The sequence below is a fragment of the Polymorphospora sp. A560 genome (assembly GCF_045781765.1).
Lineage (GTDB): Bacteria > Actinomycetota > Actinomycetes > Mycobacteriales > Micromonosporaceae > Polymorphospora > Polymorphospora lycopeni.
In genome coordinates this window covers 6072620-6095496 of sequence record NZ_CP122282.1, presented here as the reverse complement: position 1 = coordinate 6095496, position 22877 = coordinate 6072620, and the positions used below count along the sequence as shown (strand labels likewise).

Sequence of the window (22877 nt, the reverse complement as noted above, 5' to 3'; positions counted from 1 at the left end):
GCTCTTTGTGAAGTCCTTGACGGGGTGACCACCCGTACGCAGAATATAGGCGGCCATCGCTTGATGGATCTTGATGGTCGACAATTCAGACTTCCGTTCATATGAACATGAGCAGACAAAGCCGAATCTCGGAATTTCGCCGCAGAGGTTCCGGCGACACGCGACCCGGCCCAATCGACGCGGCACCGGCCTGTGCCGGCCCCGGCCGGACCGGCCCGACGCGAGAAGGAGAGGCACAGTGGACCCGCTGGTCTCCGTCGTCATCCCCTGCTACAACCGGGCTCGCACGGTCGCGCTGTGCGTCGAGTCGGTGCTCCGGCAGACCCACCCGGCCATCGAGATCATCGTGGTCGACGACGCGAGCACCGACGGCTCCGCGATGATCGCCGCGTCCGCCGGTGCCACCGTCCTGCGCCTGACCACGAACAGCGGCCCCGGCGCCGCCCGCAACCTGGGCGCCGAGCACGCGCAGGGCGAGATCCTGTTCTTCCTCGACGCCGACGTCGCGCTCGAACCGGGCAGCGTCGCCGCCGCGGTCGCGGAGCTGTCGTCGGCGCCGGGGCTCGGCGCCATCTGCGGCGTGCTCCGCCCGGAGTCGCTGCTGTCGCACAACCTCATCGCCGAATACCGGGCGTTGCAGATGTACCACTGGTGGCTGGCCCGGGAGGGCCCGATGGAAGGGCTGCACACCGCACTGTGCGCGATGCGCGCCGACGTCTTCCGCGAGCTGGGGCCGTTCAACCCCGACCTGCGGCACACCGAGGCACCGGAGTACGGCTACCGGATCAGGCAGCGCTACGACGTACGCAGCACCGCCGCCATCGCCGGCACACACGACCACGACACGACGCTGCGGGTCCTGCTGCCGAAGGTGTTCCTGCGGGCCCGGGCCAGCGCCTACGAGGTGCGGCCCGGTGAGGTCCTCGGCGGAGCCGCCTCCCGGGTGCTGGCCAGCGGCCTGATCCTCGCCGCCGCCCTCACCCTGCCCCTGCCGCTGATCGTCGGCGCCGCCGGGCTCGCGGCGCCGCTGCTGCTGCTCGCGCTGGCCGTGGCACTCGAGGGCGGCACCTACCGGCGGGTGATGTCCGACCGCGGCGTCCGGTTCGGCCTGCGATTCGCCGCCGTCCACCTGCTCTACCAGCTCACGTCCGCGGCCGGCGCGGCGATCGGGACCGTCGAGCGGATCGTCCGCCCCGCCGCCCGGCGGGCCGCCCCGTCCGTCGGGGTGCCCCGGTGACCGTTGCCCCGCACACCGGCCCCGACCGCCGTACGGCCGCCACCGTGACCGGCGTGCTCCTGCTGACCGTCGCCGTGACGGTCGCGGCGATCGCCGCCGTGCAGTGGGTCGCCGCACGGACCGGAAGCGCCTGGGCGCCCGGGGGCGACCTCGCGGTCTACCGGGACGCCGCCACGGCGGTCCTGGGCGGCGGATCGCCGTACGAGGTCAGCCGGGACGGGTACGGCTTCGTCTACCCACCGTTCGCCGTACTGACGCTGCTGCCCCTGGCAACCGTCGGCCCTTCGGTCGGCTACTGGGCCTGGACGGCACTGTCGGCACTGGTCGTACCGGCCGTGGTGTGGCTCCTGGCCGGACACCTGGCGCCCGGTGACGGCCGGCGGCGGCTGGTGCTCTTCGCGGCCGGCACCCTGGCCGTGCTGCCACTGTCGCCGATCGCCGGAACCCTGCTGCTCGGCAACGTCAACATCCTGCTGCTGGCGCTGGTGCTGGTCGACCTGCTCCGGATCCGGGGGCGCCACCAGGGGATCCTGATCGGCGTCGCCGCCGGGCTCAAGCTGACCCCGCTGATCTTCGTCGCCTACCTGCTGCTGACCGGCCGGATCAGGGCCGCGGTGACCGCGCTGGCGACGTTCGCCGCCACCGTCGTGGTCGGGTTCGTGCTCCTGCCGTCCGCCTCGGCCACCTTCTGGGGCGGCGCCTTCGTCGACGGCTCGCGCACCCGGCCGCCGGACGAGGAGGCGTACGGCAGTTCGCTGCGCGGGGCCACGCTGAACCTCCTGCCGGAATCGTGGCATCCGGTGTGGCTGCCGGTGAGTGTGCTGGCGGGCGTCGCCGGCCTGGCCGTCGCGGTGTGGGCGAGCCGGCGCCACGAGGAGCTGACCGGAATCCTGGCCTGCGCCGTCACCGGCCTGCTCGTCTCGCCGGTCACCTGGTACGCCCACTGGGTCTGGTGCGTGCCGTTGCTCGCCCTGCTCGCCGCCCGTCCCGGGCGTCAGGTGCCCGCCGTGTTCGCCGCCGGTTCCGGGCGTCAGGTGCCCGCCGTGTTCGCCGCCCGTTCCGGGCGTCAGGTGCCCGCCGTGCTGGCCGCCCGTCCCGGGCGTCCGGTGCTGGTCGGCGGCCTGTGGCTCGTCTTCGCCCTGCCGCTGCCCTGGTGGATCGCGCACGTCGTCGGCTGGGTGCCGCTGCCGGAACAGACCTGGGTGCGGCCGGTCGAACTGCTCTACACCCTGCTCGGGGCGGCGCTGCTGGTCCTGGCCGCGGTCCGGCTGCACCGGACCGGTCCGGATGCCGGTCCGGCACCCCGTCCGGCACGTCCTCCGGCCCCGGGCCGCGTGACCGTCGAGGGGAGGCCGTAGATGGCACCGGCGGCCGGGGTTGCGGTGATCGTGCCGAATTTCAACAAGGAGAAGACGCTGCGGGCGTGTTTGGAGTCGGTGTTCGGGCAGTCGTATGTGCCGGTCGAGGTGGTGGTGGTGGATGACCGGAGTACGGATGGTTCGCGGGAGATCGCGGCGGGGTTTCCGTGTCGGGTGGTGGAGTTGCCGGTGAATTCGGGGCCGGCGGCGGCGCGGAATGCGGGGGTGGCGGCGAGTTCGGCGCCGTTGTTGTTTTTTGTGGATTCGGATACGGCGTTGGCGCCGGATGCGGTGGGGAATGCGGTGCGGCTGTTGGTGGGGTCGCCGGGGGTGGGGATGGTGCAGGGGATCTATGACGCGCGTCCGTTGTTCGATGACGGTCCGGTGGAGGCGTACCGGGTGGCGTTCGAGCATTTCTGGCGCCGGCGCAGCGTCGGGCGGCGGCGGGCCGCGACGCTGTTCGCGGCCAGCCTGATCCCGCGTACGGTGTTCGAGGAGGTCGGCGGCTTCGACGAGCGGCTGCGCACCGGTGAGGACACCGAGTTCGGCACCCGGCTGCCCGACCGCTACCACCTCGTCGTCACCGACACCGTCGTCACCCGGCACGACGACGTCGACCGGTTCCTGCCGTTCGTTCGGGAGCAGTTCGGCTTCGCGACGCAGACACCGCTGGTCATGCTCCGCGCCGGCCGGCGGCGCAACGCCGGCACCGGGATGCGGGTGAACGCGTTCTCGCCGACCGGGCTCGTCCTGTCCGGGCTCAGCCTGCTGACCCTGCCGTTCGTCTTCTTCCTGCCGTGGCTGCTGCCGCTGTGGCTCGGCCTGTTGATCGGGTCGGCGGCGACCAGCCACCGGTTCCTGCGCTTCACCTACCGGTTCCGGGGCGCCGCGTTCGCCGCGTACGCGACCGGGATGCACATGCTGCTCTACGCGCTGGCCGTCGTCGGCACCGGAGTCGGCGTGCTGCGGGTCGCGTACGTCGTGGCACGGGGGCGGGCGCGGTGAGCGGGGCCGGCGGGGTTGCGGTGATCGTGCCGAATTTCAACAAGGAGAAGACGCTGCGGGCGTGTTTGGAGTCGGTGTTCGGGCAGTCGTATGTGCCGGTCGAGGTGGTGGTGGTGGATGACCGGAGTACGGATGGTTCGCGGGAGATCGCGGCGGGGTTTCCGTGTCGTGTGGTGGAGTTGCCGGTGAATTCGGGGCCGGCGGCGGCGCGGAATGCGGGGGTGGCGGCGAGTTCGGCGCCGTTGTTGTTTTTTGTGGATTCGGATACGGCGTTGGCGCCGGATGCGGTGGGGAATGCGGTGCGGCTGTTGGTGGGGTCGCCGGGGGTGGGGATGGTGCAGGGGATCTATGACGCGCGTCCGTTGTTCGATGACGGTCCGGTGGAGGCGTACCGGGTGGCGTTCGAGCATTTCTGGCGCAAACGCAGCGTCGGGCGGGACACCGGTGCCCTCTTCGCCGCCACCCTGATCCCGCGCGCCGTCTTCGAGGAGACCGGCGGCTTCGACGAGCGGCTGCGCAGCGGCGAGGACGACGAGTTCGGCACCCGGCTGCCCGACCGCTACCGGCTGGTGGCCACCGACCGGGTGCTGACCCGGCACGACGACGTCGACCGGCTGCTGCCGCTGCTGGCCGAACAGTTCGTCCGCGCCAGCGCGAAGCCCCTGCTCATGGCGCGGACGTGGCGGCGGCAGCGGGCCGGTGCGGCCGGCACCGGCGCCCGGGTCGGCATGATGTCGACCGACCGCTTCCGGCACCTGGAGTGGGCGGCCCAGATCTCGCTGCTCACGTCGGCGCTGGCGCTGGCGACCGTACCGCTGACGGTGGTCGTGCCCTGGCTGGCGCTGACCTGGCCGGTGCTGGGCGCGATGTTCGTCGCGGCCAACCGCCGGTTTCTCCGGCTCACCCACCAACTGCGCGGGCCGGGCTTCGCCGTGTTCGCCGCCGGGCTGCACGCGCTGTCGTACGCGGCCCTGGTCGCCGGCCTGGTCGCCGGGCTGCCCCGGGCCGGCTGGGTCCTGCTGCGCGAGCGCGCGCACCGGCGCCGGCCGCGGCCGGCCGGGGCGGAGGTGCCGCGATGAACCTCGGTGCGCTGGCCGCCGCGGTCCGCCGCCCCGCGCCGCGCTGGTGGCGTCCACTGTGGCGGGTCGTGGTGGTGGTGTTCACGCTCGTCGTGGTGGCCGCCGTCGTACGGGCACTTGCCGGCCAGGACTGGTCGGTCGTCGCCGTCCTCGGCGAGCGGCATGACGCCGCCGGGATCGCCCTGCTGCTGGCCGCCGCCCTGCTGGCGGCCACGGTCGGCCCGCTGCTGGGGATGCTGTCGTGGCGGGCGGTCCTGCTCGAACTCGGCCCGCCACTGCGCCTGACCCGGATCATGCGCGTCTTCTTCGTCGGCTTCCTCGCCAAGTACGTGCCCGGCAAGGTGCCGGGCATCGTCGCCGCCGTCAAGGTGGCCACGTCCAACGGGATCACCCTGCCCCGGATGCTGGTGGCGGGGACGCTCAGCACCCTCCTGGTGCACCTGACCGGGCTGACCGTCGGCCTGCTCGCCGGCGTACAGGTGCTCGGCGACCGGGCCGCCTGGCTGGCGCTGGCCGCCCTGCCGGTCGTGGTCGCGGTGGGCTGGCCGGGGCTGCTCGGCCGGGGCGCCCACCTGGTGCTGCGACTGCTCCGCCGGCCCGAGCCCGCCCGGTCGGTGTCCGACCGGGCGGTACGCGTCGCGGTCGGCTGGCAGACCTTGTCGTGGCTGGTCAGCGGCGTGCACCTGTGGATCCTGGCGGTCGCGATGGGCGCCGCGCCCGGCCCGTCGCTGCCGCTGTGCGTCGGCGCGTTCGGGCTGGCGACCGTCGTCGGTGTGCTGGCCGTCGTCGTACCCGACGGGCTCGGGGTGCGCGAGACGGTGCTGACCGGGGCGCTGGCGCTGGTGCTGCCGGTGCCGGCGGCGGTGGTGGTGGCCGTGGCGAGCCGGCTGGTGACCACCGTCGGCGAGGTGGTGCTCGGCGGCGCGGCGCTGGGCGTCGTGGAGATCGTCCATCGGAGGTCGTCCGCATCGGATGCGGCGTTGGCAAGGGAGATGAGCGGCCATGGGCAGGTTGATCGGGATCGAGGAGTGCGAGCAGCTGACGGCGAAGGAGGTGCACGACCTCTACCGCCGCTACGTCAGCCGGTCGCAGGTGTCGCTGATGACGACGTTCGGGTTCGGCCGGGAACTGGTGGAGAAGGCCGAGGGCCCCTGGGTCCACATGCGTGACGGCAGCCGGGTGCTGGACATGTCCGGCGGGGTCGGGGTGCTCAACCACGGCCACAACCATCCGCGCATCCTCGCGGCCCGGACCCGGTTCGCGGAGCAGCGGCGGATGGAGGTGCACAAGGCGTTCTTCTCCCCATACCTGGCGGCGCTGAGCCACAACGTGGCCGAACTGCTGCCCGGCGACCTGTCCGTCTCCTACTTCCCGAACTCCGGCGCCGAGGCCAACGAGGGCGCCATCAAGATGGCGTACAAATACCACGACGGGCGCCGCAACACGATCCTGCGCGCCGACATCAGCTTCCACGGCAAGACGCTCGGGGCGGGCAGCCTGACCGGCTCGGCGGAGAACCACTTCCGGTTCCCGGGGCTGCCGAACGCGGTCGTCTACCCGTACGGCGACGTCGACGCGGTGCGCGCCGCGATCGAGGCCACCCGCCGGCCGGACGGCGGCTGTGACGTGTACGCGCTGATGGTGGAGCCGTACAGCGCGTCGAGCATGCGTTCCTGGTCGGAGTCGGCACTGCGCGAACTGCGGCAGCTCTGCACCGACGAGGACATCGTGCTGATCTTCGACGAGGTCTACACCGGATGGGGCAAGACCGGCAGCCTGTTCTACTTCATGCGCTACGACGGCCTGCTGCCGGACATCCTCGCCTACTCCAAGTCGCTCGGCGGCGGCAAGGCGTCGATCTCCGGCTACACCGCCCGCGAGCGGCTGTTCCGCAAGGCGTACGACCGGCTCGCCGACGTGATCCTGCACAGCACCACGTACTACGGCTTCGGTGAGGAGACCGTGACCGCGATCGAGGCGGTCAACGTGGTCGTGGAGGAGGACTTCCCGGGCCGGGCCCGGGAGATCGAGGCGATCCTCGGGCCGGGGCTGGAGCGGATCCGCAAGTCCCACCCGGACGCGGTCGACCGCGTCGCCGGCGTCGGATCGCTGTTCGGAGTGTTCCTCAACAGCGGCCCGAAGCTGCTCGACCTGGCCGGCAAGCTGGTGCCCGGCTTCAACCGCGACCCACGGTTCGGCACCAAGCTGATCACCCTGTCGGTGATCGCGCACCTCTACCGCGAACACAAGATCATGACGTACTACAGCCCCAACGTCGAGAACCCGCTCATGGTCGCCCCGACCCTGATGGTCGAGCCGGCCGACCTGGAGCACTTCCTCGACGCGCTCGACGCCACGCTCGCGCTGGGGCTGCGCCGGCTGCTGACCGGATTCGTACGGGAGAAGGTGGGCTCCGCGTGGTAGCCGCGACCCGCCGGACCGCGGTGACCGGAGCACCCGGTGACCGCGGTCGGTGACGTCGCACCCGCGCCGACCCGGCGACGACCGCGCCCCGGCGCGCTGATCGCGTTCGGCGCGGCCGGTGCGTGGCTGGCGTTCGTCGCCGCCCACCGGCTGCTGTCCGGCCGGGCCTGGTGGTGGAACCTGCCGGACCTGCTCCCGCCGCTGCTGTTCCTCGCCGTGCCGCTGGCCCTGGCCGCCCTGGTGCCGCTGGCCCGGCCGGCCAGGGCGGTGTGCGCGGCGCTGCTCGCCACGGCGCTGGCGGTCGGCTGGCCGGTCGCCGGCGTCAACCCCGCCGCGCTGTGGCACCGGCCGGCCCCGGCCCCGCCGGGCGCGGTGACCGTCTTCGCCTGGAACACGTGGTACTGGGACCAGCTGCTGGAGACCGGACCGGGCGGCGAGCCGATCCACGACCCCGACCGGCTCTACCGCTTCCTGCACGCGCAGGCGGCCGACGTCTACCTGCTGCACGAGTTCCTCTACTTCACCCCGGAGTGGGACCCGGTCCCGGTGGCCGACGTCGACCGGCTGCGCCGGGAGTTCCCCGGCTTCCACGTCGCGGTCGCCGGTGAACTGCTGACCATCTCCCGGTTCCCGATCACCCTGGAGCGTCCCCTCGACGTACGCCCCTGGCTGGACCACGAATGGCCCGACCTGCCGCCGGCCGGCTCACTGATGCCGGCGTACCACACGGTCAAGACACTGCGCACCGACCTGCTCGTCGACGGCCGGGTGGTCTCCTTCTACAACTCGCACCTGCACGTGCCGGTCGTCGGGCTGCCGGCCCGCTCCCCGGACACCGCCGACGACGGGCTGGCCCGCCACGACCTGCGGCAGGCCAACTACCGCGCCCTGGCCGCCGACGTCGCCGACAACCCGCACCCGATCGTGTTCGCCGGCGACCTCAACACCTCACCGGCGATGCGGCTGCTGCGTACGCTGCCCGACCGGCTGGTCGACGCCACCGCCGCGCTGGACTCGCTCTATCCGACCTCGTGGGCCCGCTACGGCCTGCCGCTGTGGCGCCTCGACTGGCTGTTCACCAGCGGCGACGTCGACGTGCACGAATACCGGATGGTGCCGCCGGGCGGCCTGTCGGACCACAGCGGGCAACTCGCCGTCGTGTCGCCGTGAAACCGTCCAGAAAGGACCCCGTGTCGATGACGAACCCCGAACCGCAATACGACCTCACCGTCGCCCTCACCTACTACACGCCGTACATCTCCGGCGTGACCCACACCGCCCGGGTGGTGGCCGAGGGAATGGCCGCCCGCGGCTGGCGGGTCGCGGTCGTCACCAGCCAGCACGACCGCTCGGCGCCCCGCCGGGAGACCCTGGGCGGCGTCGACGTCTACCGGTCGCCGGTGCTCGGCCAGATCACCCGGGCCCAGATCAGCCCCGCCTACCCGGTCGAGGCGGCCCGGATCGCGCGCCGCTCCTCGCTGCTCTACCTCAACCTGCCGATGGCCGAAGCCTCGCTGCTGGCCAGGCTCGCCCACCCGACCCCGATCGTGAGCATGCTGCACATCGACCTCTACCTGCCGCCCGGCCTGCTCAACCGGATCGCGGTCGGCGCCTCCGACGTCACCTCCCGGTCGGCGCTGCGCCGCTCCGCGGCGGTCATCACCAACAGCGACGACCAGGCCCACGCGTCGAAGTTCTGGCCCCTGGTACGGAACAAGGAGTTCCGCCCCATCCCCGCGCCGTGCCTCGACCGCCGGGGCGGCCGGCCCCGCTACCGCCGTACCGGCGGGCTGCACGTCGGCTTCCTCGGCCGCATCGTCGAGGACAAGGGGATCGTCTACCTCGTACGGGCCTTCCGGCAGATCGCCGACCCCGACGCCCGGCTGCTGATCGGCGGCAACTACAAGACCGTGATGGGCGGCGACAACCTCGGCGACATCCGGGCGGAGATCGGCGCCGACAGCCGTATCGAGGTGCTCGGCGAACTGCGCGGGCAGGAGATCGACGACTTCTACGCCTCCATCGACGTGTTCGCCCTGCCGTCGATGGCGGAATCGTTCGGTATCGCACAGGCCGAGGCGATGATGTGCGGCGTGCCGTCGGTGACCTCCGACCTGCCCGGTGGGCGGTATCCGGTCCTCGCGACCCAGTTCGGCACCCTGATCCCGCCACGTGACCCGGAGGCGCTGCGCCGGGCGATCCTGGACCTCGCCGCCATCCCGGCCGACCGGCGGGAGGTCAAGGCCCGCGAGGCGCGCAAGCTCTTCGCCGCCGAGCGGAGCCTCGACGCGCACGAGGAGGTGTTCAACCTCGTCCGGGACCGGGCCGCCCGCCGGGTGCGGTGAGCCGGCCTCGGCGGGCATGGGCCGGCGCCCCACGGGTACGCCGAGGGGAGCGAGAGGGGAGACGCCATGGCGAACATCCAGCAGCCGGAGATGCGCCGCAGCGGCGACACGGCGACCACCCGGCAACGGACCCAGGAGCCCCACCCGACGGAGGCGCCCGGCGGCACGCACGACAAGACCGCGAAACGTCCCGTGCCCAAGGGGCAGCGGTCGCCGTACGGCCCCGGCGGCAAGGTGGCCGACGACAAGTCCTGACCGGCCCGGCCGGTCGACGGCACGGTAAACGAGCGGCGTCCGGAGTCGGGGCCTGGCAGGATGCCTGCGTGGATCAAGACTCCGGCGCCGGGCTGCTGCACCGGCTGACGTCGTATGTGCCAGACCGCGAGTGGGACGAGCCGGTGGACGACCCACGGGTCCGGCACGACCTCGTGCCCAACGACGCCGACACGCGCCCGCCGCAGATGAAGACGTACCCGGAGGGGTTGCCGGTCGTCACCCTGCCGCGCGACCTGCCCGAACCCGGCGTGCCCGCGACCGCGGTCCTCGCCGGGGTGGAAGGACCGGCGCGCCCGCTCGACGCGGCCCAGCTCGGCCGGGTGCTGTTCCTCGGCGCGGGCGTCGTCCGCAGCATGGAACGCGACGGGCGCCAGGTCTACTTCCGGGCCGCCGGATCGGCGGGCGCCCGCTTCCCGCTGGAGGTCTACGCGAGCACCCGCGGCGTCGCCGGCGTGCCCGACGGCGTCCACTGGTACGACGCGGCCGCGCACGCCCTGGTCCAGATCGGCCCGGCGGCGTCCGGCACGGCCACGACACTGGTCGTGACCGGCGTGCCCTGGCGGACCGGCTGGCGCTACGCCGAACGCGGCTTCCGGCACATGTACTGGGACGCCGGCACCCTGCTGTCGCAGCTGTCGGCGGCGGCCGACAGCGCCGGCCTCGCCCCGCGGCTGCGCACGCTCTTCCCGGACGCGGCACTGCGCCGCCTCGTCGGCGCCGACGGGGTGCACGAACACCCGCTGGCGCTGCTGACGTTCGGCGACGGCGAACCGGCGACCGGCCCGGGCGGGCCGGCCGCGACGGGCACCCTCCCGCCGGTCGAGTTCCCGCTGGTCACCACCGCCCAGCGGGCGGGGGAGCGGGACGTGCTGGGCGAGCCGTGGCCATCGGCCGCCGCGCTGCCCGACCATCCGCCGTCCGACTCCCTCGACGAGGTCGTGCTCCGGCGTGGCTCGCAGCGCCTCATGGACCGCTCCCGGACCCTGCCACGGGCCGTGCTGGAGTGGTCGATGACGGCGGCGCTGCGCGGGGTGGACATCCCGCACTGGGTGGCCGTGCACGGCGTGGACGGCGTGGAGCCGGGGCTCTACCGGTGGCCCGACCTGTCGACCCCGCTGCGGGCCGGCGACCTGCGCGACGAGCTGGAGCGGGTCTGCCTCGACCAGAGCCTCGCCGCCGACGCCGCGTTCGTCGTCATCGCCGCTACGCCACTGTCCACACTCGATGACCGTGGCTACCGTGACGCCCAGTTCGCGGCCGGACTGGTCGAGGGACGGCTGCACCTGGCGGCGTACGCCCTCGGGGCCGGCGCCTCCGGCATGACGTTCCTCGACTCGGAGATCCCGGCCCTGCTCGGCGGCCCGGACGACCTCGCCGGCCTGCTCTTCACGTGCGTCGGCGTCCCGGAGTACGCGTCGCGGTCCGGCGGCCGGCCGGGCGCCCCGGTCGAAGTCCGTTTGATCACGCCCCGCATCGCCGGCTCCTGACCAACGGGCCGGTAGCGGCACGGCGCGGCGCTGTGCGGCACGGCGCGGCGCTGTGCGGCACGGCGCGGCGCTGTGCGGCGCTGTGCGGCACGGCGCGGCGCTGTGCGGTGCTGTGCGGCACGGCGCGGCGCTGTGCGGTGCTGTGCGGTGCTGCGCGGCGCTGTGCGGTGCTGTGCGGTGCTGTGCGGCGCTGTGCGGTGCTGCGCGGCGCTGTGCGGTGCGGCGCTGTGCGGTGCGGCGCGGCGCTGTGCGGTGCGGCGGCGGCATGGCGGGCGGTGCGGCAGTGGCATGGCGCGCGGTGCGGTGCGGCAGCGGTATGGCGCGGCGCTGTACGGCGCGGTGCGGTAGCGGGCCGTCCGGTCGGCTACTGGCGTGCAGGGCGGGGTGTGCGCGCGGTGGAGCGGCGATGTGTGGCCGAGCCGAGGGCGGGGCGGTTCCTGCCGGAAGCGTCAGTGGCCTTCCTTGTTGATCTGAGCGTGAGGGACCTTATCCACGCCCGATAACGTCTCTCACGCTCAGATCAACGGCGTGACCCGTGACCCGCCGCCGTCATTCGGCACATATCGCCCAGGCGTTGGAGATCCCGTTGACGACCTGAGCGCGGGAGGGGTTATCCCAGCCGGATAACCCCTCCCGCGCTCAGCCCCGTGAGCCGATCATCGTGGCGGTGGGGGTGCCTTCGGTAGGGCAGGCCAGAACCCGACATGGGCACACCGCATCACGGCCACCCTGCCGCCCGCCGTTCCGCCCGCCTCCCCGCCGCTCGCCCCCCGCTGCTCGGCCCTGCCACCCGTCCGGCCGTGCCGCCCGCCTCCCCGCTGCTCGGCCCTGCCGCTCCGTCCGGCCGTGCCGCCCGCCTCCCCGTTGCTCGGCCCTGCCGGCGGTCCGGCCCTGCCGTCCGGCGTCCGCTGCTCGGTCCTGCCGGCGGCTCGGCCCGCCCGCTCGGTCGCATGGCCAATCGGCGGCCCGATCGCCCGCCGGGCCCGGGCCGTGAGGGCTGGACCGTCCTTCTCCGCGAGTCCACCTCAAGCCCCACGCAGGTCGGTCAGGCAGGCGAGGGCCCGCCATCGCCCGCGGAGTCGCGAGTCGACCGGGCGTCGTCGCGCCGCCTGGAGCCCCAACCGCCGGAGCCCTCAACCGCCTGAGGCCGAACCGCCTGGGGCCGAACCGCATGGGGCCGAACCGCATGGAAATCCGAACCGCCGTGGAGCCCTAAACCACGCTGCGGGGCGGTCGCTACTGAAGCACGCCGCCGACCCCTCACTGCATACAATCCGCCTCGATCGATGTGAGGTAGCTCTCGGCCTAATGTCGGCTACCGTCCGCTTTACCTGGGCTAACTGTTTCGAGCCGATGAACTATTGACACCCCTGGGGTCGCTGCTTACCGTCAATTGCGTACAACCTCGGGGCGAGGGTGTCACCCAAGCCGCCTCCGGGGACCGTCCCCGCCGCCGTCGTGACAGCCATCGGCCACGGCCGCGGCGGCACTCCACCACGACAAAAGAGCCCCCTGCCGCGCGGGTCGCGGACCTCTGTAGGGAGTGGCATGTTGGTCAGGACTTCCGGAGCCCGCCGGCTCCGTTCCGCGGCCGCCTCGCTGGGCGCCGCCGCACTGCTCGTAACCATGGCCGCCTGCGGCGACGGCGGCGACTCCGCCGCCCCGGGCCCCGTCAACGACGCGTACACCGAACAGGCCGCGACCCTCGTCGAGGCCGGCACGGACGGCCTGCTCTTCTTCGAGGGCAACGAGGCCGACCTCACCCTCGACAAGATCAAGGTCTATCAGGACTGGTCCGGACCGACCGAGTCGGTCAAGCCGGTCCCCGGCGCCAAGCTGGACATCATCGTGTGCCGCATCGGCACCTCCTGCGAAGAGGTCGGCAAGAAGGCGCAGAGCATCGCCCAGTCGCTGGGCTGGACCGCGAACATCCACGACGGCCAGGGCAATCCCGAGGGCTTCCAGAAGGCGTTCGCGACCGCCGCCGCCAACAAGCCCAGCGCGGTCATCACGGTCGCCATTCCGGAGAACCAGGTCGCCGACGGCATCGCCGAACTGCAGAAACAGAACATCCCGGTGGTCGGCGTGTCCGCGATCGACGAGGGCGGGGCGGTCGGCTACGACGCCAACGTGTCCAGCCGGGAGACGTTCCAGGCGGTGCTGGAGGTGGCCAAGGCCGTCGCCGACTCCAAGGGCACCGCGAAGGCCGTTTTCCTGTGGGACGTCGGCTACCCGCACCTGGTCGAGGCCCTGGAGGCCAGTAAGCGCGTGCTCGCCGGCTGCACCGGCTGCCAGTTGCTGGAGGTCAGGGAACGCACCCTCGCCCAGGCGGTCGACCCGATCGAGATGCAGAACATCACCACGTCGCTGCTGCAGAAACACGGCAACGACCTGCAGTACATCTTCACCCCGTACGGCAACGGGGTGGAGTCCATCATCGCCGCGCTGAAGGCCGCCGGCCGCGACGACGTGAAGGTGCTGTCGAAGAACGCCGAACCCGAGCGCCTGGGCAGTGTCGCCACCGGCGACCAGTTCGCCGACTTCGGCGCGGTACGGGGCTGGAACGCGTACGCCGCGATCGACCAGGTCGTCCGGCTGCTGGCCGGGCAGGAACCGCTGCCCGACGCGGAGCAGGGCATCCCGGCCACCATCTTCGTCAAGGACAACGCGCCCGCCGACGGGGTCGTCGACTGGGACAGCTACGTCGACTACGCGCAGCGGTACGAGCAGATGTGGCGGGCCGCCTCGTGACGGCCGCCCCCGCGTCCCTGGCGAAGGGCGCCCGGACCGACGGTCCCGTGCTGGAGGTCGTCGGACTGTCCAAGTCGTACGGCCGGGTCCGCGCGGTCACCGACGTCTCCTTCGACGTACTGCCCGGTGAGATCCTCGGCATCGTCGGCGACAACGGTGCCGGCAAGTCGACCCTGATGAACATGGTCAGCGGCGCGGTCGCGCCGGACAGCGGCGAGCTGCGGATCGCCGGCGACCGGCTGGCGCCGCACACGATCGGCAACGCCCGTGCCCGGGGCATCGAGATGATCTACCAGGACCTGGGGCTGTCCGACAACCTCAGTGTGGTCGAGAACGTCTTCCTCGGCCGGGAGTGGACGGCCGGGCCGCCCGGTCTGCCGGTGCTGCGCAAGAAGGCGATGCGGGCCCGCACCCGGCAGGTGCTGGAGCGGCTCGGTATCGACCTGCACGACATGAACGTGCTGGTCGAGGGGTTGTCCGGCGGCCAGCGGCAGATGGTGGCCATCGCCCGGGCCCTGGTGACCGAGAACGAGCCGCGCGTGATGGTGATGGACGAGCCGACGGCGGCGCTGGGCACCACCGAGTCGCAGGGCGTCAACGACCTGATCGTACGGCTGCGCGACCGCGGCTACGCGGTGATCGTCATCAGCCACCGCATCCCGGAGGTGCTGGCCCTGGCCGACCGCCTGCTCGTCATGAAGGGCGGCCGGCGGGTCTACCACGGGCCGACCGGCGCGCTCGACGTCGAGCGGTGCGTGCAACTGATCGTCCGGGGAGCCGACGCGCTCGGGAAGGAGGAGCCGGCGTGATGGAGACGGTGACGAAGACGCCACCGGACCGGGCCGTGGTCCGGCAGAGCGCCGACCGGTCGCGCCAGGGTGCCGGCGAGCGCGCCGTCGAGGGCGTCAGCCGGTACGGGTTGGTCGGCCTGCTCTTCCTGGTGATCGCGGTGTTCTCGGTGGCCAGCCCGGAGACGTACTTCACGACGACGAACTTCCGGCTGATCCTGGTCAACCAGACGGTGACCGTGATCGTCGCGCTGGCGGCGACGCTGCCGCTGCTCGCGCACTACCTCGACGCCTCGGTCGGCCCGATGCTCGGCCTGGCGCAGGGGGTGAGCGTCTGGCTGATCGCGGTGCAGGGCGTGCCGATCTGGCTGGCGCTGGTCGCGGTCCTGGTGCTCGCGGTCGCGGTGGGTCTGCTCAACACCCTGCTGGTGCTGAAGTTCGGGATGTCGTCGATCATCGCGACGCTGGCGACCGGCAGCCTGCTGATGGGCAGCCTCTACATGATCACCGGTGGTCGGGTCATCTTCCAGAACGTGCCGGAGAGCTTCACGAACATCGCCCGTGGTGACCTGGCCGGCATCCCGCTGCCGCTGATCTATCTCACCGTCCTGGTGGTGCTGCTGGAGTTCCTGGTCGTCTGGACCCCGTTCGGGCAGCGGCTCTACGCCATGGACGGCAACCTGCGGGGCGCGGCCCGGGCCGGTATCGACGTCAACAGCTACACGATCCGGGCGTTCGTCGGCGCCGCCGTACTCGCGTCGATCGCCGGGGTGCTCCTCGCGTCACGGGTCGGCTCCGCCCAGCCGACCGTCGGCGAGCAGTTCCTGCTGCCGGCGTTCGCGGCGGCATTCCTCGGCGCGGCCGTGCTGCGTCCCGGCCGGGTCAACATGCTCGGCACCGTCATCGCCGCGTACTTCGTCAGCTTCACCATCGCCGGCCTGCAACACCTCGGTGCCGCCACCTGGATCGAGCGCATCTTCAACGGGCTCGCCGTGATCGTCGGTGTCTCGCTCGCCGGCTTCGCCGTACGGCGCCGGCGGCAGCTCGCCGTACGGCATGTCGAGCGGCTGGAACGGCAGTCACCGCGCGGCAGCTGACGCGAACCCCCAACCCTTCGGACACGGAAGCTGGGTCATGAAGAACGACTACTTCGTTTTCGACAACGCCATCCACATGTACAAGCTCACCGACGACAACCTCGACGAGCGCACCGGCGGACGCAAGTCGACGAACGCCCTGGTCGAGTACGCGAAGCTCTACTCCCGGCCCGGATACCCGTACGACGACATCTCCGGGCGGGAACTGTCGGTCGAGGACGCCCACCGGCTGATGTTCGACGAGTCCGACACCGACATCGCGATGGCGCAGACGGTGCCGAGCCACGGCGGTTGGAAGCTGGGCTTCTCCCCGGCGGAGAACAACTACAAGCTCAAGGAGGCGTACCCCGACCGGGTGCTCTTCTGCGGCGGCGTCGATCCGATCACCCACGGCCGGTACGGCGCGGTCAAGGAGGCGATCCGGCAGATCACCGAGTGGGGTGCGGTCAGCTTCAAGTTCTACCAGGCGCACTCCGGCGGCGTGTCGTGGCGCATCGACGACCGGCAGGTGGCGTACCCGATCTGGGAGGCGTGCCTGGAGAACGGGGTGACCAACGTGCAGTTCCACAAGGGACTCGCGTTCAACACCCAGCACATCATCGACCTCGCCCCGTACGACCTGGAGCGGGCCGCGCAGGACTTCCCCGAGATGACGTTCATCGTGCACCACCTCGGTGAGCCGTTCATCGACGAGACGATCAACATCGCGTCCCGGTACGAGAACATCAGCCTCGCGCTGACCGCCTGGATCAACCAGTACCCGGTGGCGCCGAGGGCGGCGCTGCACGCGATCGGCAAGTGCCTCCTGCATGTCGGCGAGGACCGCCTGCTGTGGGGCTCCGAGGCGTTCGTCTGGCCGAAGGTGCAGGCGTACATCGACCTGTTCGCCGACATGACGATGCCCGAGGACCTCCAGGACGGCTACGGCTACCCGGAGCTGACCGACCAGGTCAAGGCGAAGATCTTCGGCCTCAACTTCGCCCGGATCATGGGCATCGACGTCGAGGCGAAGAAGGCCGAGCTGTACGGCGCGCCGAGCCCCAAGGGCAAGAAGGCGAAGAAGAACAAGAAGGCCGGCTCCCATGGCAAGTAGGAAGAAGACCGCGCGCGCCGCCGACCGGGCCCTCGACGGCAAGGTGCGCCAGCTCGTCGAGGCGCACGGCGGCGGGGTCACCGTCGACGTCGGCGCCGACGGCGACGCGCACGTGACGTTCCACGGCCGCTGCGCGGCCTGCCCGTCCGCCCCGGTCACCATGGGCTCTCTCGTGACGCCGGCACTGCTCCAGGTCGAGGGCGTCCGTACGGTCTCCCGGCGCGGCAACGTGTCCCGCTTCGCCGAGGCCCGCATCGCGGCGATGTTCGGCCTGGACACCGTGGAGGGCGACCGATGACGGCCCCGGCACCGGAGCAGACGTTCGCGGACGGCCCGCTGACCGGGGTCCGGGTCGTCGAGGCCGGCGTCCTGCTCGCCGGCCCGTTCTGCGGGCAGCTGTTGGGCGACTTCGGCGCCGAGGTCATCAAGGTCGAGGAGCCGGCGAACGGCGACCCGATGCGCCAGTGGGGACGCGAGAAACCGCACGGCAAGTCGCTGTGGTTCCCGGTCGTGGCCCGCAACAAGAAGTCCGTCACCTGCAACCTCCGGGTGCCCGACGGGCAGCGGGTGATGCGGGAACTGCTCGCCCACGCCGACGTCTTCGTGGAGAACTTCCGGCCCGGCACCCTGGAGCGCTGGGGCCTCGGACCCGAACAGCTCCACGAGATCAACCCGAGGCTCGTCGTCGTCCGGGTCACCGCGTTCGGCCAGGACGGCCCGTACGCCTCCCGCGCCGGATACGGCTCGATCGGCGAGGCGATGGGCGGCATCCGGCACGTCACCGGCGACCCGTCGACCCCACCGAGCCGGATCGGGGTCAGCCTCGGCGACTCGCTCGCCGGCACCTTCGCCGCGCTCGGCGCGATGATGGCGCTGCGGGTCGCCGCCGGCACCGGGCGGGGCCAGGTCGTCGACAGCGCCATCTACGAGTCGGTGCTGGCCCTGATGGAGTCGCTGCTGCCGGAGTACGCGCTGACCGGCTACGTACGGGAACGGACCGGCTCGATCCTGCCGAACGTGGCCCCGAGCAACGCGTACCCCACCCAGGACGGCGCGACCGTGCTCATCGCCGCCAACCAGGACACGGTGTTCCGCCGGCTGGCGGCCGTGATGGGCCGGGCCGAACTCGCCGACGACCCGCGCTACGCGTCGCACGCCAAGCGCGGCGAGAACCAGGCGGCGCTGGACGAGCTGATCGCCGCCTGGACCGGGAAACTCGACCAGCACCCGCTGCTGGAGCTGTTGCACGCGGGCGGTGTGCCGGCCGGATCGGTCTACACGGCCCGGGAGATGCTCGCCGACGAGCACTTCGCGGCCCGGGAGGCGATCGTCGAACTGCCGCACCCGGACTTCGGCCCGTTCCCGATGCACAACGTGGCACCCCGGCTGTCCCGGACACCCGGCCGGTTGCGCTGGGTCGGCCCGAAGCTGGGCGAGCACACCGACGAGGTACTGCGCGAGGTCGTCGGCCTCGACGACGAGCGGATCGCCGCGCTGCGCGCCGGCGGAGCCATTTGAGCCGCCCCGGCGGCGGAGCCATTTGAGCCGCGCAGCGGCGGAGCCATCTGAGCAGAGGAGAAAAATCATGTCCAAGAAGGCGATCGTGGTCAAGAAGCAGACGATCTCGCTGCGCGCCGCCCGCGCGGTGATCGCGGCGGCGGTGGCGAAGGCCGAGGAGATGGGGTTCGCCGTCACCGTCGCGGTGGTCGACGAGAGCGGCGTCCTGAAGGCGTACGAGCGGATGGACGGCGCCGCGCTCGTGTCGGTGCAGCTCGCGCAGGACAAGGCGTACACGTCTGTCGGGTTCGGCCTGAGCAGCGACGGCTGGTACGACTTCATCAAGGAGGACGGCCCGCTGGCGATGGGTGCGCCGAGCGGGATCGACCGGCTGGTGACGTTCGGCGGCGGCTACCCGATCAAGGTCGACGACGTGGTCGTGGGCGGCATCGGCGTCAGTGGCGGCCACTACACGCAGGACATGGAGGTCGCTAAGGCCGGCCTGGCGGTGCTGTCTTGAGCCGTCCGCCGGCCGGCCCGCCCGTCGAACTGGTCGAGGTCGGCCCCCGCGACGGTCTGCAGAACCACCCGACCCACCTCGGCACAGCCGACAAGGTCGCGCTGGTGCGCCGGGCGGTCGCCGCCGGCACCCGGCGGGTCGAGGTCACCAGCTTCACCAACCCGGCCAAGGTGCCCCGGCTCGCCGACGCCGAGGCCGTCATGGGCGAGGTCGCGGGCGACGCCGGTCTCGTCTCGATCGGGCTGGTGCTCAACGAGCGCGGCCTGGACCGGGCGCTGGCCGCCGGCGTCGACGAGGTCAACTTCGTCGTCGTCGCCAGCGACACGTTCAGCCTGCGCAACCAGGGCAAGCCGACGGAACCGGCGGTGGCCGAGGTACGCCGGCTGCTGCCCCGGGTCCACGACGCCGGCCGGCGGGCGTCGGTCACCGTGGCGGCCACGTTCGGCTGCCCGTTCGAGGGCGAGGTGCCGTTCGACCGCGTCCTGCGCATCGTCGACGCGCTCGGCGCGGCCAACCCCGACGAGGTGGCGCTCGCCGACACGATCGGGGTCGCGGTGCCGTCGGCGGTCGGGGCGGCGTTCACCGCCGTCCGCTCGGCAACCGGCGCCGACCTGCGCTGCCACTTCCACAACACCCGCAATCTCGGTACGGCCAACGTGCTCGCCGCCGCCGCGGCCGGCGCCCGCGCGGTCGACGCCAGCATCGGCGGGATCGGTGGCTGTCCGTTCGCGCCCGGGGCGACCGGGAACGTCGCCACCGAGGACGTCGTCTACGCGCTGGAACGCTCCGGCTACCGCACCGGGGTGGCGCTGGACGCCGCGATCGACAACGCCCGGTGGCTCGGCGACGTCCTCGGCGCCGACGTGCCGGGCCTGCTCAGCCGGGCCGGCGGGTTCCCGTACCCGGCCGTCCCCGACCGGAAGGAGGCCGCGTGACCGGCGGAAGCGGCGAGGTCGACCTGACCGTCCGCGACGGCGTCGCCGTCATCACCCTCGACGCCCCCGGGCGCCGCAACGCGCTGACCGTGGCGATGGCCCGCGACCTCGCCGATGCCGCCGCGACCGCCGACGCCGACGCGTCGGTGGGCGCGGTCGTCGTACGTGGCGCCGGCGGCCACTTCTGCGCCGGCGCCCACCGGGCGCTGCTCGCCGCCGTCGGTGCCGATCCGGCCGACGACGCCAACTACCGCGACCTCGGCACCGTCTACGACTCGTTCGTCCGGGTCGGCCGGCTCGGCGTACCGGTGGTCGCCGCCGTCCGGGGCTCGGCCGTCGGTGCCGGCGTCAACCTGCTGCTCGCCGCCGACGTGCGGGTCGTGGCCCGCGACGCCCGCATCCTCGCCGGCTTCGGCGCCATCGGACTGCATCCCGGCGGCGGCCACCACCTGCTCGCCGCGACCGCGCTGGGCCGCCAGGGCGCCGCCGCCTTCACCCTGCTCGGCCAGGAACTCGACGGCGTACGCGCCGTCGACGTCGGCCTCGCCCTCGAGTGCGTCGACGACGCCGAGGTCGACGAGCGGGCGTACGCGCTCGCCGTCCCGGCCGCCGCCGATCCCGAGCTGAGTCGCCGTACGACGGCGTCGTTCCGGCGCGCCGTCGACCCGTCACCGTCGCGCTGGGAGCTCGCGGTGGAGGCCGAGCGGGCGGCCCAGATGTGGTCGCTGCGGCGCCGGGCGGCGCGGCCGTGACGGCGCCGCTGTCGGGGATCCGGGTCCTCGATCTGACCAGCACGTTCTCCGGCCCGTACTGCACGCTCGTGCTGGCCGACCTCGGTGCCGAGGTGGTCAAGGTCGAGCCGCCCGGCGGCGACATCGCCCGCCAGCTCGGCGCGGCGCGGACCCCGGGCCTGGCCGCGGTGTTCCTCAACATGAACCGGGGCAAGAAGAGCGTGGTGCTCGACCTGAAGTCCGCCGACGGCCGGGCCACGGTCGGCCGCCTGGTCGGCACCGCCGACGTGGTGGTGCACAACATGCGGCCCCGGGCCGCCCAGCGGCTCGGACTGTCCTACGAGGACTGTGAGCGGATCCGGCCGGACGTCGTCTACTGCGCCATCCCCGGCTTCGGCGGCACCGGCCCGCACGCCGACCGGCCGGCGTACGACGACGTCATCCAGGGCGCCGCCGGCATGGCCGCCCTCCAGAGCGTCAACCAGGACCGGCCCGGCTACGTCACCACCCCACTCGCCGACAAGATCGCCGGACTGACGGCGGCGGTCGCCGTGCTCGCCGCCCTGCGGCACCGGGACACGACCGGGGCCGGGCAGCGGGTCGAGGTGCCCATGTTCGAGACGATGGTCGCCTTCGGGCTGCTCGAACAGCTCGACGGCTGGACCTTCGACCCGCCGACCGGGCCACCGCTCTATCCGCGTACGGCGGCGGTCAACCGGCGGCCGTACGCGACCGCCGACGGTCACCTCTGCGTGCTGCTCTACACCGAGGAGCAGTGGCGGCGGTTCCTCGACCGGGCCGGCCGCGCCGACGTGCTCACCCGGCCCGAGTTCGACACCGTCGGCAGGCGGATCGCCAACGCCGACGCCCTCTACGCCATCGTCGCCGAGATCCTGCGGGAGCGCCCGACCGCGCAGTGGCTGGCCGTACTCGACGAGATCGACGTCCCGTGCGCGCCGCTGGCCGGCTACGAGGACATCCTGTCCGAGGCGTACCTGCACGAGAGCGGGTTCGTGTCGACCGTCGAGCACCCGGTCGCCGGGCGGTTGCGTCAGATCGGGTCACCGATGGCGTTCTCCCGCACGCCGGTGGTCGCCGGACGGCACGCGCCGACCCTCGGCGAGCACACCGCCGAGATCCTTGCCCAACTAGACGAGGTGGCGCCGTGAGCGGGGCGGCGGCTCTGCGCGCGGAGGTACGGGACCAGCTCGACCGGTGGCGGGCCGAGGGGGTCTTCACCCCGCGCAGCGACAGCTGGCTGGTCGGCTACGACGAGGACTTCAGCCGCCGGCTCGGCGCCCGGGGCTGGATCGGCCTGACCTGGAGCCCGGAGTACGGCGGTCACGGCCGGGGTTTCGTCGACCGGTTCGTGCTCACCGAGGAACTGCTGCGGGCCGGGGCACCGGTCGCCGCGCACTGGATCGCCGACCGGCAGATCGGCCCGGCGATCGCCCGGCTCGGCACCGGGGCGCTCCGGCGGGAGCTGCTGCCCGCGATCGCGGCCGGCGAAGCCCGCTTCTGTCTCGGGATGAGCGAACCCGACGCCGGCAGCGACCTCGCCTCGGTACGTACCCGGGCCCGCCGGGTCGACGGCGGCTGGCTGCTTTCGGGGCAGAAGGTGTGGTCGAGCAACGCCCACCGGGCCACCCACGCCTACGTGCTGGCCCGTACGTCGGACGGCGAGCGGCGGCACGACGGGCTCAGCGAGTTCGTCCTCGACATGACCGCGTCGGGGGTGACGGTGCGGCGGATTCCCGACCTGCGCGGCCCCGGCCACTTCTGCGAGATCTTCCTCGACGACGCGTTCGTGCCCGACGCGTGGGTGCTCGGCGAGATCGGCGCCGGCTGGGCACAGGTGACCGAGCAGCTCGCCTTCGAGCGCGGCGGTCCCGAGCGGGTGCTGAGCACGTACCCGTTGCTGCGGCTGCTGCTCGACCGGGCTGCCGGACCGGCCGGCCGGGTGGGGGAGTTGGTGGGCCGGCTGGTCGCCCTGCGCCGGCTCGCCTTCCAGGTCGCCGTACGCATGGACGCCGGGCAGGCGCCCGTCGCCGCAGCAGCGACGCTGAAACTGCTCGGCAACCGCTTCGAGGTCGACGTCATCGAGGCCGCCCGCGAGACGCTTCCGTCTGATGTGGACGTACGGGCGGCGCTGGACGACGCGGTTCTCGCCGCGCCCGGCTTCTCGCTGCGCGGCGGTACGACGGAGGTGCTGACCGTGGTCGTCGGCCGTGAGGCGATGAGGGCAGCCCGGTGA

21 protein-coding genes are annotated in these 22877 nt (G+C 72.6%); all 21 read left to right on the top strand.

Annotation, left to right across the window (positions count from 1 at the left end; all coding sequences use genetic code 11):
* Positions 1 to 238 precede the first annotated feature (238 nt).
* Positions 239 to 1237, top strand: a complete 999-nt coding sequence (locus QCD66_RS27625) for a glycosyltransferase family A protein (RefSeq protein ID WP_364222246.1) — start codon at positions 239 to 241, stop codon at positions 1235 to 1237.
* Positions 1234 to 2595, top strand: coding sequence for a glycosyltransferase 87 family protein (locus QCD66_RS27620; RefSeq protein ID WP_407566850.1), 1362 nt, complete (start codon positions 1234 to 1236; stop codon positions 2593 to 2595). The genes QCD66_RS27625 and QCD66_RS27620 overlap by 4 nt, the downstream gene beginning before the upstream one ends.
* The gene (locus QCD66_RS27615; RefSeq protein WP_364222252.1) at positions 2596 to 3600 is read left to right on the top strand and encodes a glycosyltransferase; all 1005 of its coding nucleotides are present in this window, start codon (positions 2596 to 2598) and stop codon (positions 3598 to 3600) included.
* Positions 3597 to 4679: a glycosyltransferase family 2 protein gene (locus QCD66_RS27610; RefSeq protein ID WP_407566849.1), complete on the top strand. Its 1083-nt coding sequence runs from the start codon at positions 3597 to 3599 to the stop codon at positions 4677 to 4679. The genes QCD66_RS27615 and QCD66_RS27610 overlap by 4 nt, the downstream gene beginning before the upstream one ends.
* Positions 4676 to 5848: a lysylphosphatidylglycerol synthase domain-containing protein gene (locus tag QCD66_RS27605; protein WP_375737104.1), complete on the top strand. Its 1173-nt coding sequence runs from the start codon at positions 4676 to 4678 to the stop codon at positions 5846 to 5848. The genes QCD66_RS27610 and QCD66_RS27605 overlap by 4 nt, the downstream gene beginning before the upstream one ends.
* Positions 5781 to 7103: an aminotransferase class III-fold pyridoxal phosphate-dependent enzyme gene (locus QCD66_RS27600; protein WP_364222306.1), complete on the top strand. Its 1323-nt coding sequence runs from the start codon at positions 5781 to 5783 to the stop codon at positions 7101 to 7103. The genes QCD66_RS27605 and QCD66_RS27600 overlap by 68 nt, the downstream gene beginning before the upstream one ends.
* Positions 7104 to 7139: 36 nt before the next feature.
* Positions 7140 to 8273: an endonuclease/exonuclease/phosphatase family protein gene (locus QCD66_RS27595; RefSeq protein ID WP_375737103.1), complete on the top strand. Its 1134-nt coding sequence runs from the start codon at positions 7140 to 7142 to the stop codon at positions 8271 to 8273.
* A 26-nt stretch (positions 8274 to 8299) separates the two neighbouring features.
* Positions 8300 to 9448, top strand: coding sequence for a glycosyltransferase family 4 protein (locus QCD66_RS27590; RefSeq protein ID WP_357536318.1), 1149 nt, complete (start codon positions 8300 to 8302; stop codon positions 9446 to 9448).
* Positions 9449 to 9514: 66 nt separating this feature from the next.
* Complete coding sequence (locus QCD66_RS27585) at positions 9515 to 9703, top strand: hypothetical protein (protein ID WP_357536320.1); 189 nt, start codon at positions 9515 to 9517, stop codon at positions 9701 to 9703.
* A 68-nt stretch (positions 9704 to 9771) separates the two neighbouring features.
* A complete protein-coding gene (locus QCD66_RS27580; RefSeq protein WP_375737102.1) occupies positions 9772 to 11211 on the top strand; it encodes a hypothetical protein in 1440 nt (479 codons plus the stop codon).
* A gap of 1548 nt (positions 11212 to 12759) precedes the next feature.
* Positions 12760 to 13962, top strand: coding sequence for a substrate-binding domain-containing protein (locus QCD66_RS27575; protein ID WP_375735344.1), 1203 nt, complete (start codon positions 12760 to 12762; stop codon positions 13960 to 13962).
* Positions 13944 to 14771 (top strand): ATP-binding cassette domain-containing protein, encoded by an 828-nt coding sequence (locus tag QCD66_RS27570; protein ID WP_364222270.1) that lies wholly within the window; start codon positions 13944 to 13946, stop codon positions 14769 to 14771. The genes QCD66_RS27575 and QCD66_RS27570 overlap by 19 nt, the downstream gene beginning before the upstream one ends.
* Positions 14771 to 15847: an ABC transporter permease gene (locus QCD66_RS27565; RefSeq protein ID WP_364222273.1), complete on the top strand. Its 1077-nt coding sequence runs from the start codon at positions 14771 to 14773 to the stop codon at positions 15845 to 15847. Before QCD66_RS27570 ends, QCD66_RS27565 begins: the two co-directional genes overlap by 1 nt.
* 37 nt (positions 15848 to 15884) lie before the next feature.
* A complete protein-coding gene (locus tag QCD66_RS27560) occupies positions 15885 to 16940 on the top strand; it encodes an amidohydrolase family protein (protein ID WP_375735345.1) in 1056 nt (351 codons plus the stop codon).
* Positions 16930 to 17238: a NifU family protein gene (locus QCD66_RS27555; RefSeq protein WP_375735346.1), complete on the top strand. Its 309-nt coding sequence runs from the start codon at positions 16930 to 16932 to the stop codon at positions 17236 to 17238. Before QCD66_RS27560 ends, QCD66_RS27555 begins: the two co-directional genes overlap by 11 nt.
* Positions 17235 to 18458, top strand: a complete 1224-nt coding sequence (locus QCD66_RS27550) for a CoA transferase (RefSeq protein ID WP_364222282.1) — start codon at positions 17235 to 17237, stop codon at positions 18456 to 18458. The genes QCD66_RS27555 and QCD66_RS27550 overlap by 4 nt, the downstream gene beginning before the upstream one ends.
* Positions 18459 to 18525: 67 nt before the next feature.
* Positions 18526 to 18957 (top strand): heme-binding protein, encoded by a 432-nt coding sequence (locus tag QCD66_RS27545; protein WP_212816721.1) that lies wholly within the window; start codon positions 18526 to 18528, stop codon positions 18955 to 18957.
* Positions 18954 to 19892, top strand: coding sequence for a hydroxymethylglutaryl-CoA lyase (locus QCD66_RS27540; RefSeq protein ID WP_375735347.1), 939 nt, complete (start codon positions 18954 to 18956; stop codon positions 19890 to 19892). The genes QCD66_RS27545 and QCD66_RS27540 overlap by 4 nt, the downstream gene beginning before the upstream one ends.
* A complete protein-coding gene (locus tag QCD66_RS27535) occupies positions 19889 to 20644 on the top strand; it encodes an enoyl-CoA hydratase-related protein (protein WP_364222289.1) in 756 nt (251 codons plus the stop codon). Before QCD66_RS27540 ends, QCD66_RS27535 begins: the two co-directional genes overlap by 4 nt.
* Positions 20641 to 21792 (top strand): CaiB/BaiF CoA transferase family protein, encoded by a 1152-nt coding sequence (locus QCD66_RS27530; RefSeq protein WP_375735348.1) that lies wholly within the window; start codon positions 20641 to 20643, stop codon positions 21790 to 21792. The genes QCD66_RS27535 and QCD66_RS27530 overlap by 4 nt, the downstream gene beginning before the upstream one ends.
* Positions 21789 to 22877, top strand: coding sequence for an acyl-CoA dehydrogenase family protein (locus QCD66_RS27525; RefSeq protein WP_375735349.1), 1089 nt, complete (start codon positions 21789 to 21791; stop codon positions 22875 to 22877). Before QCD66_RS27530 ends, QCD66_RS27525 begins: the two co-directional genes overlap by 4 nt.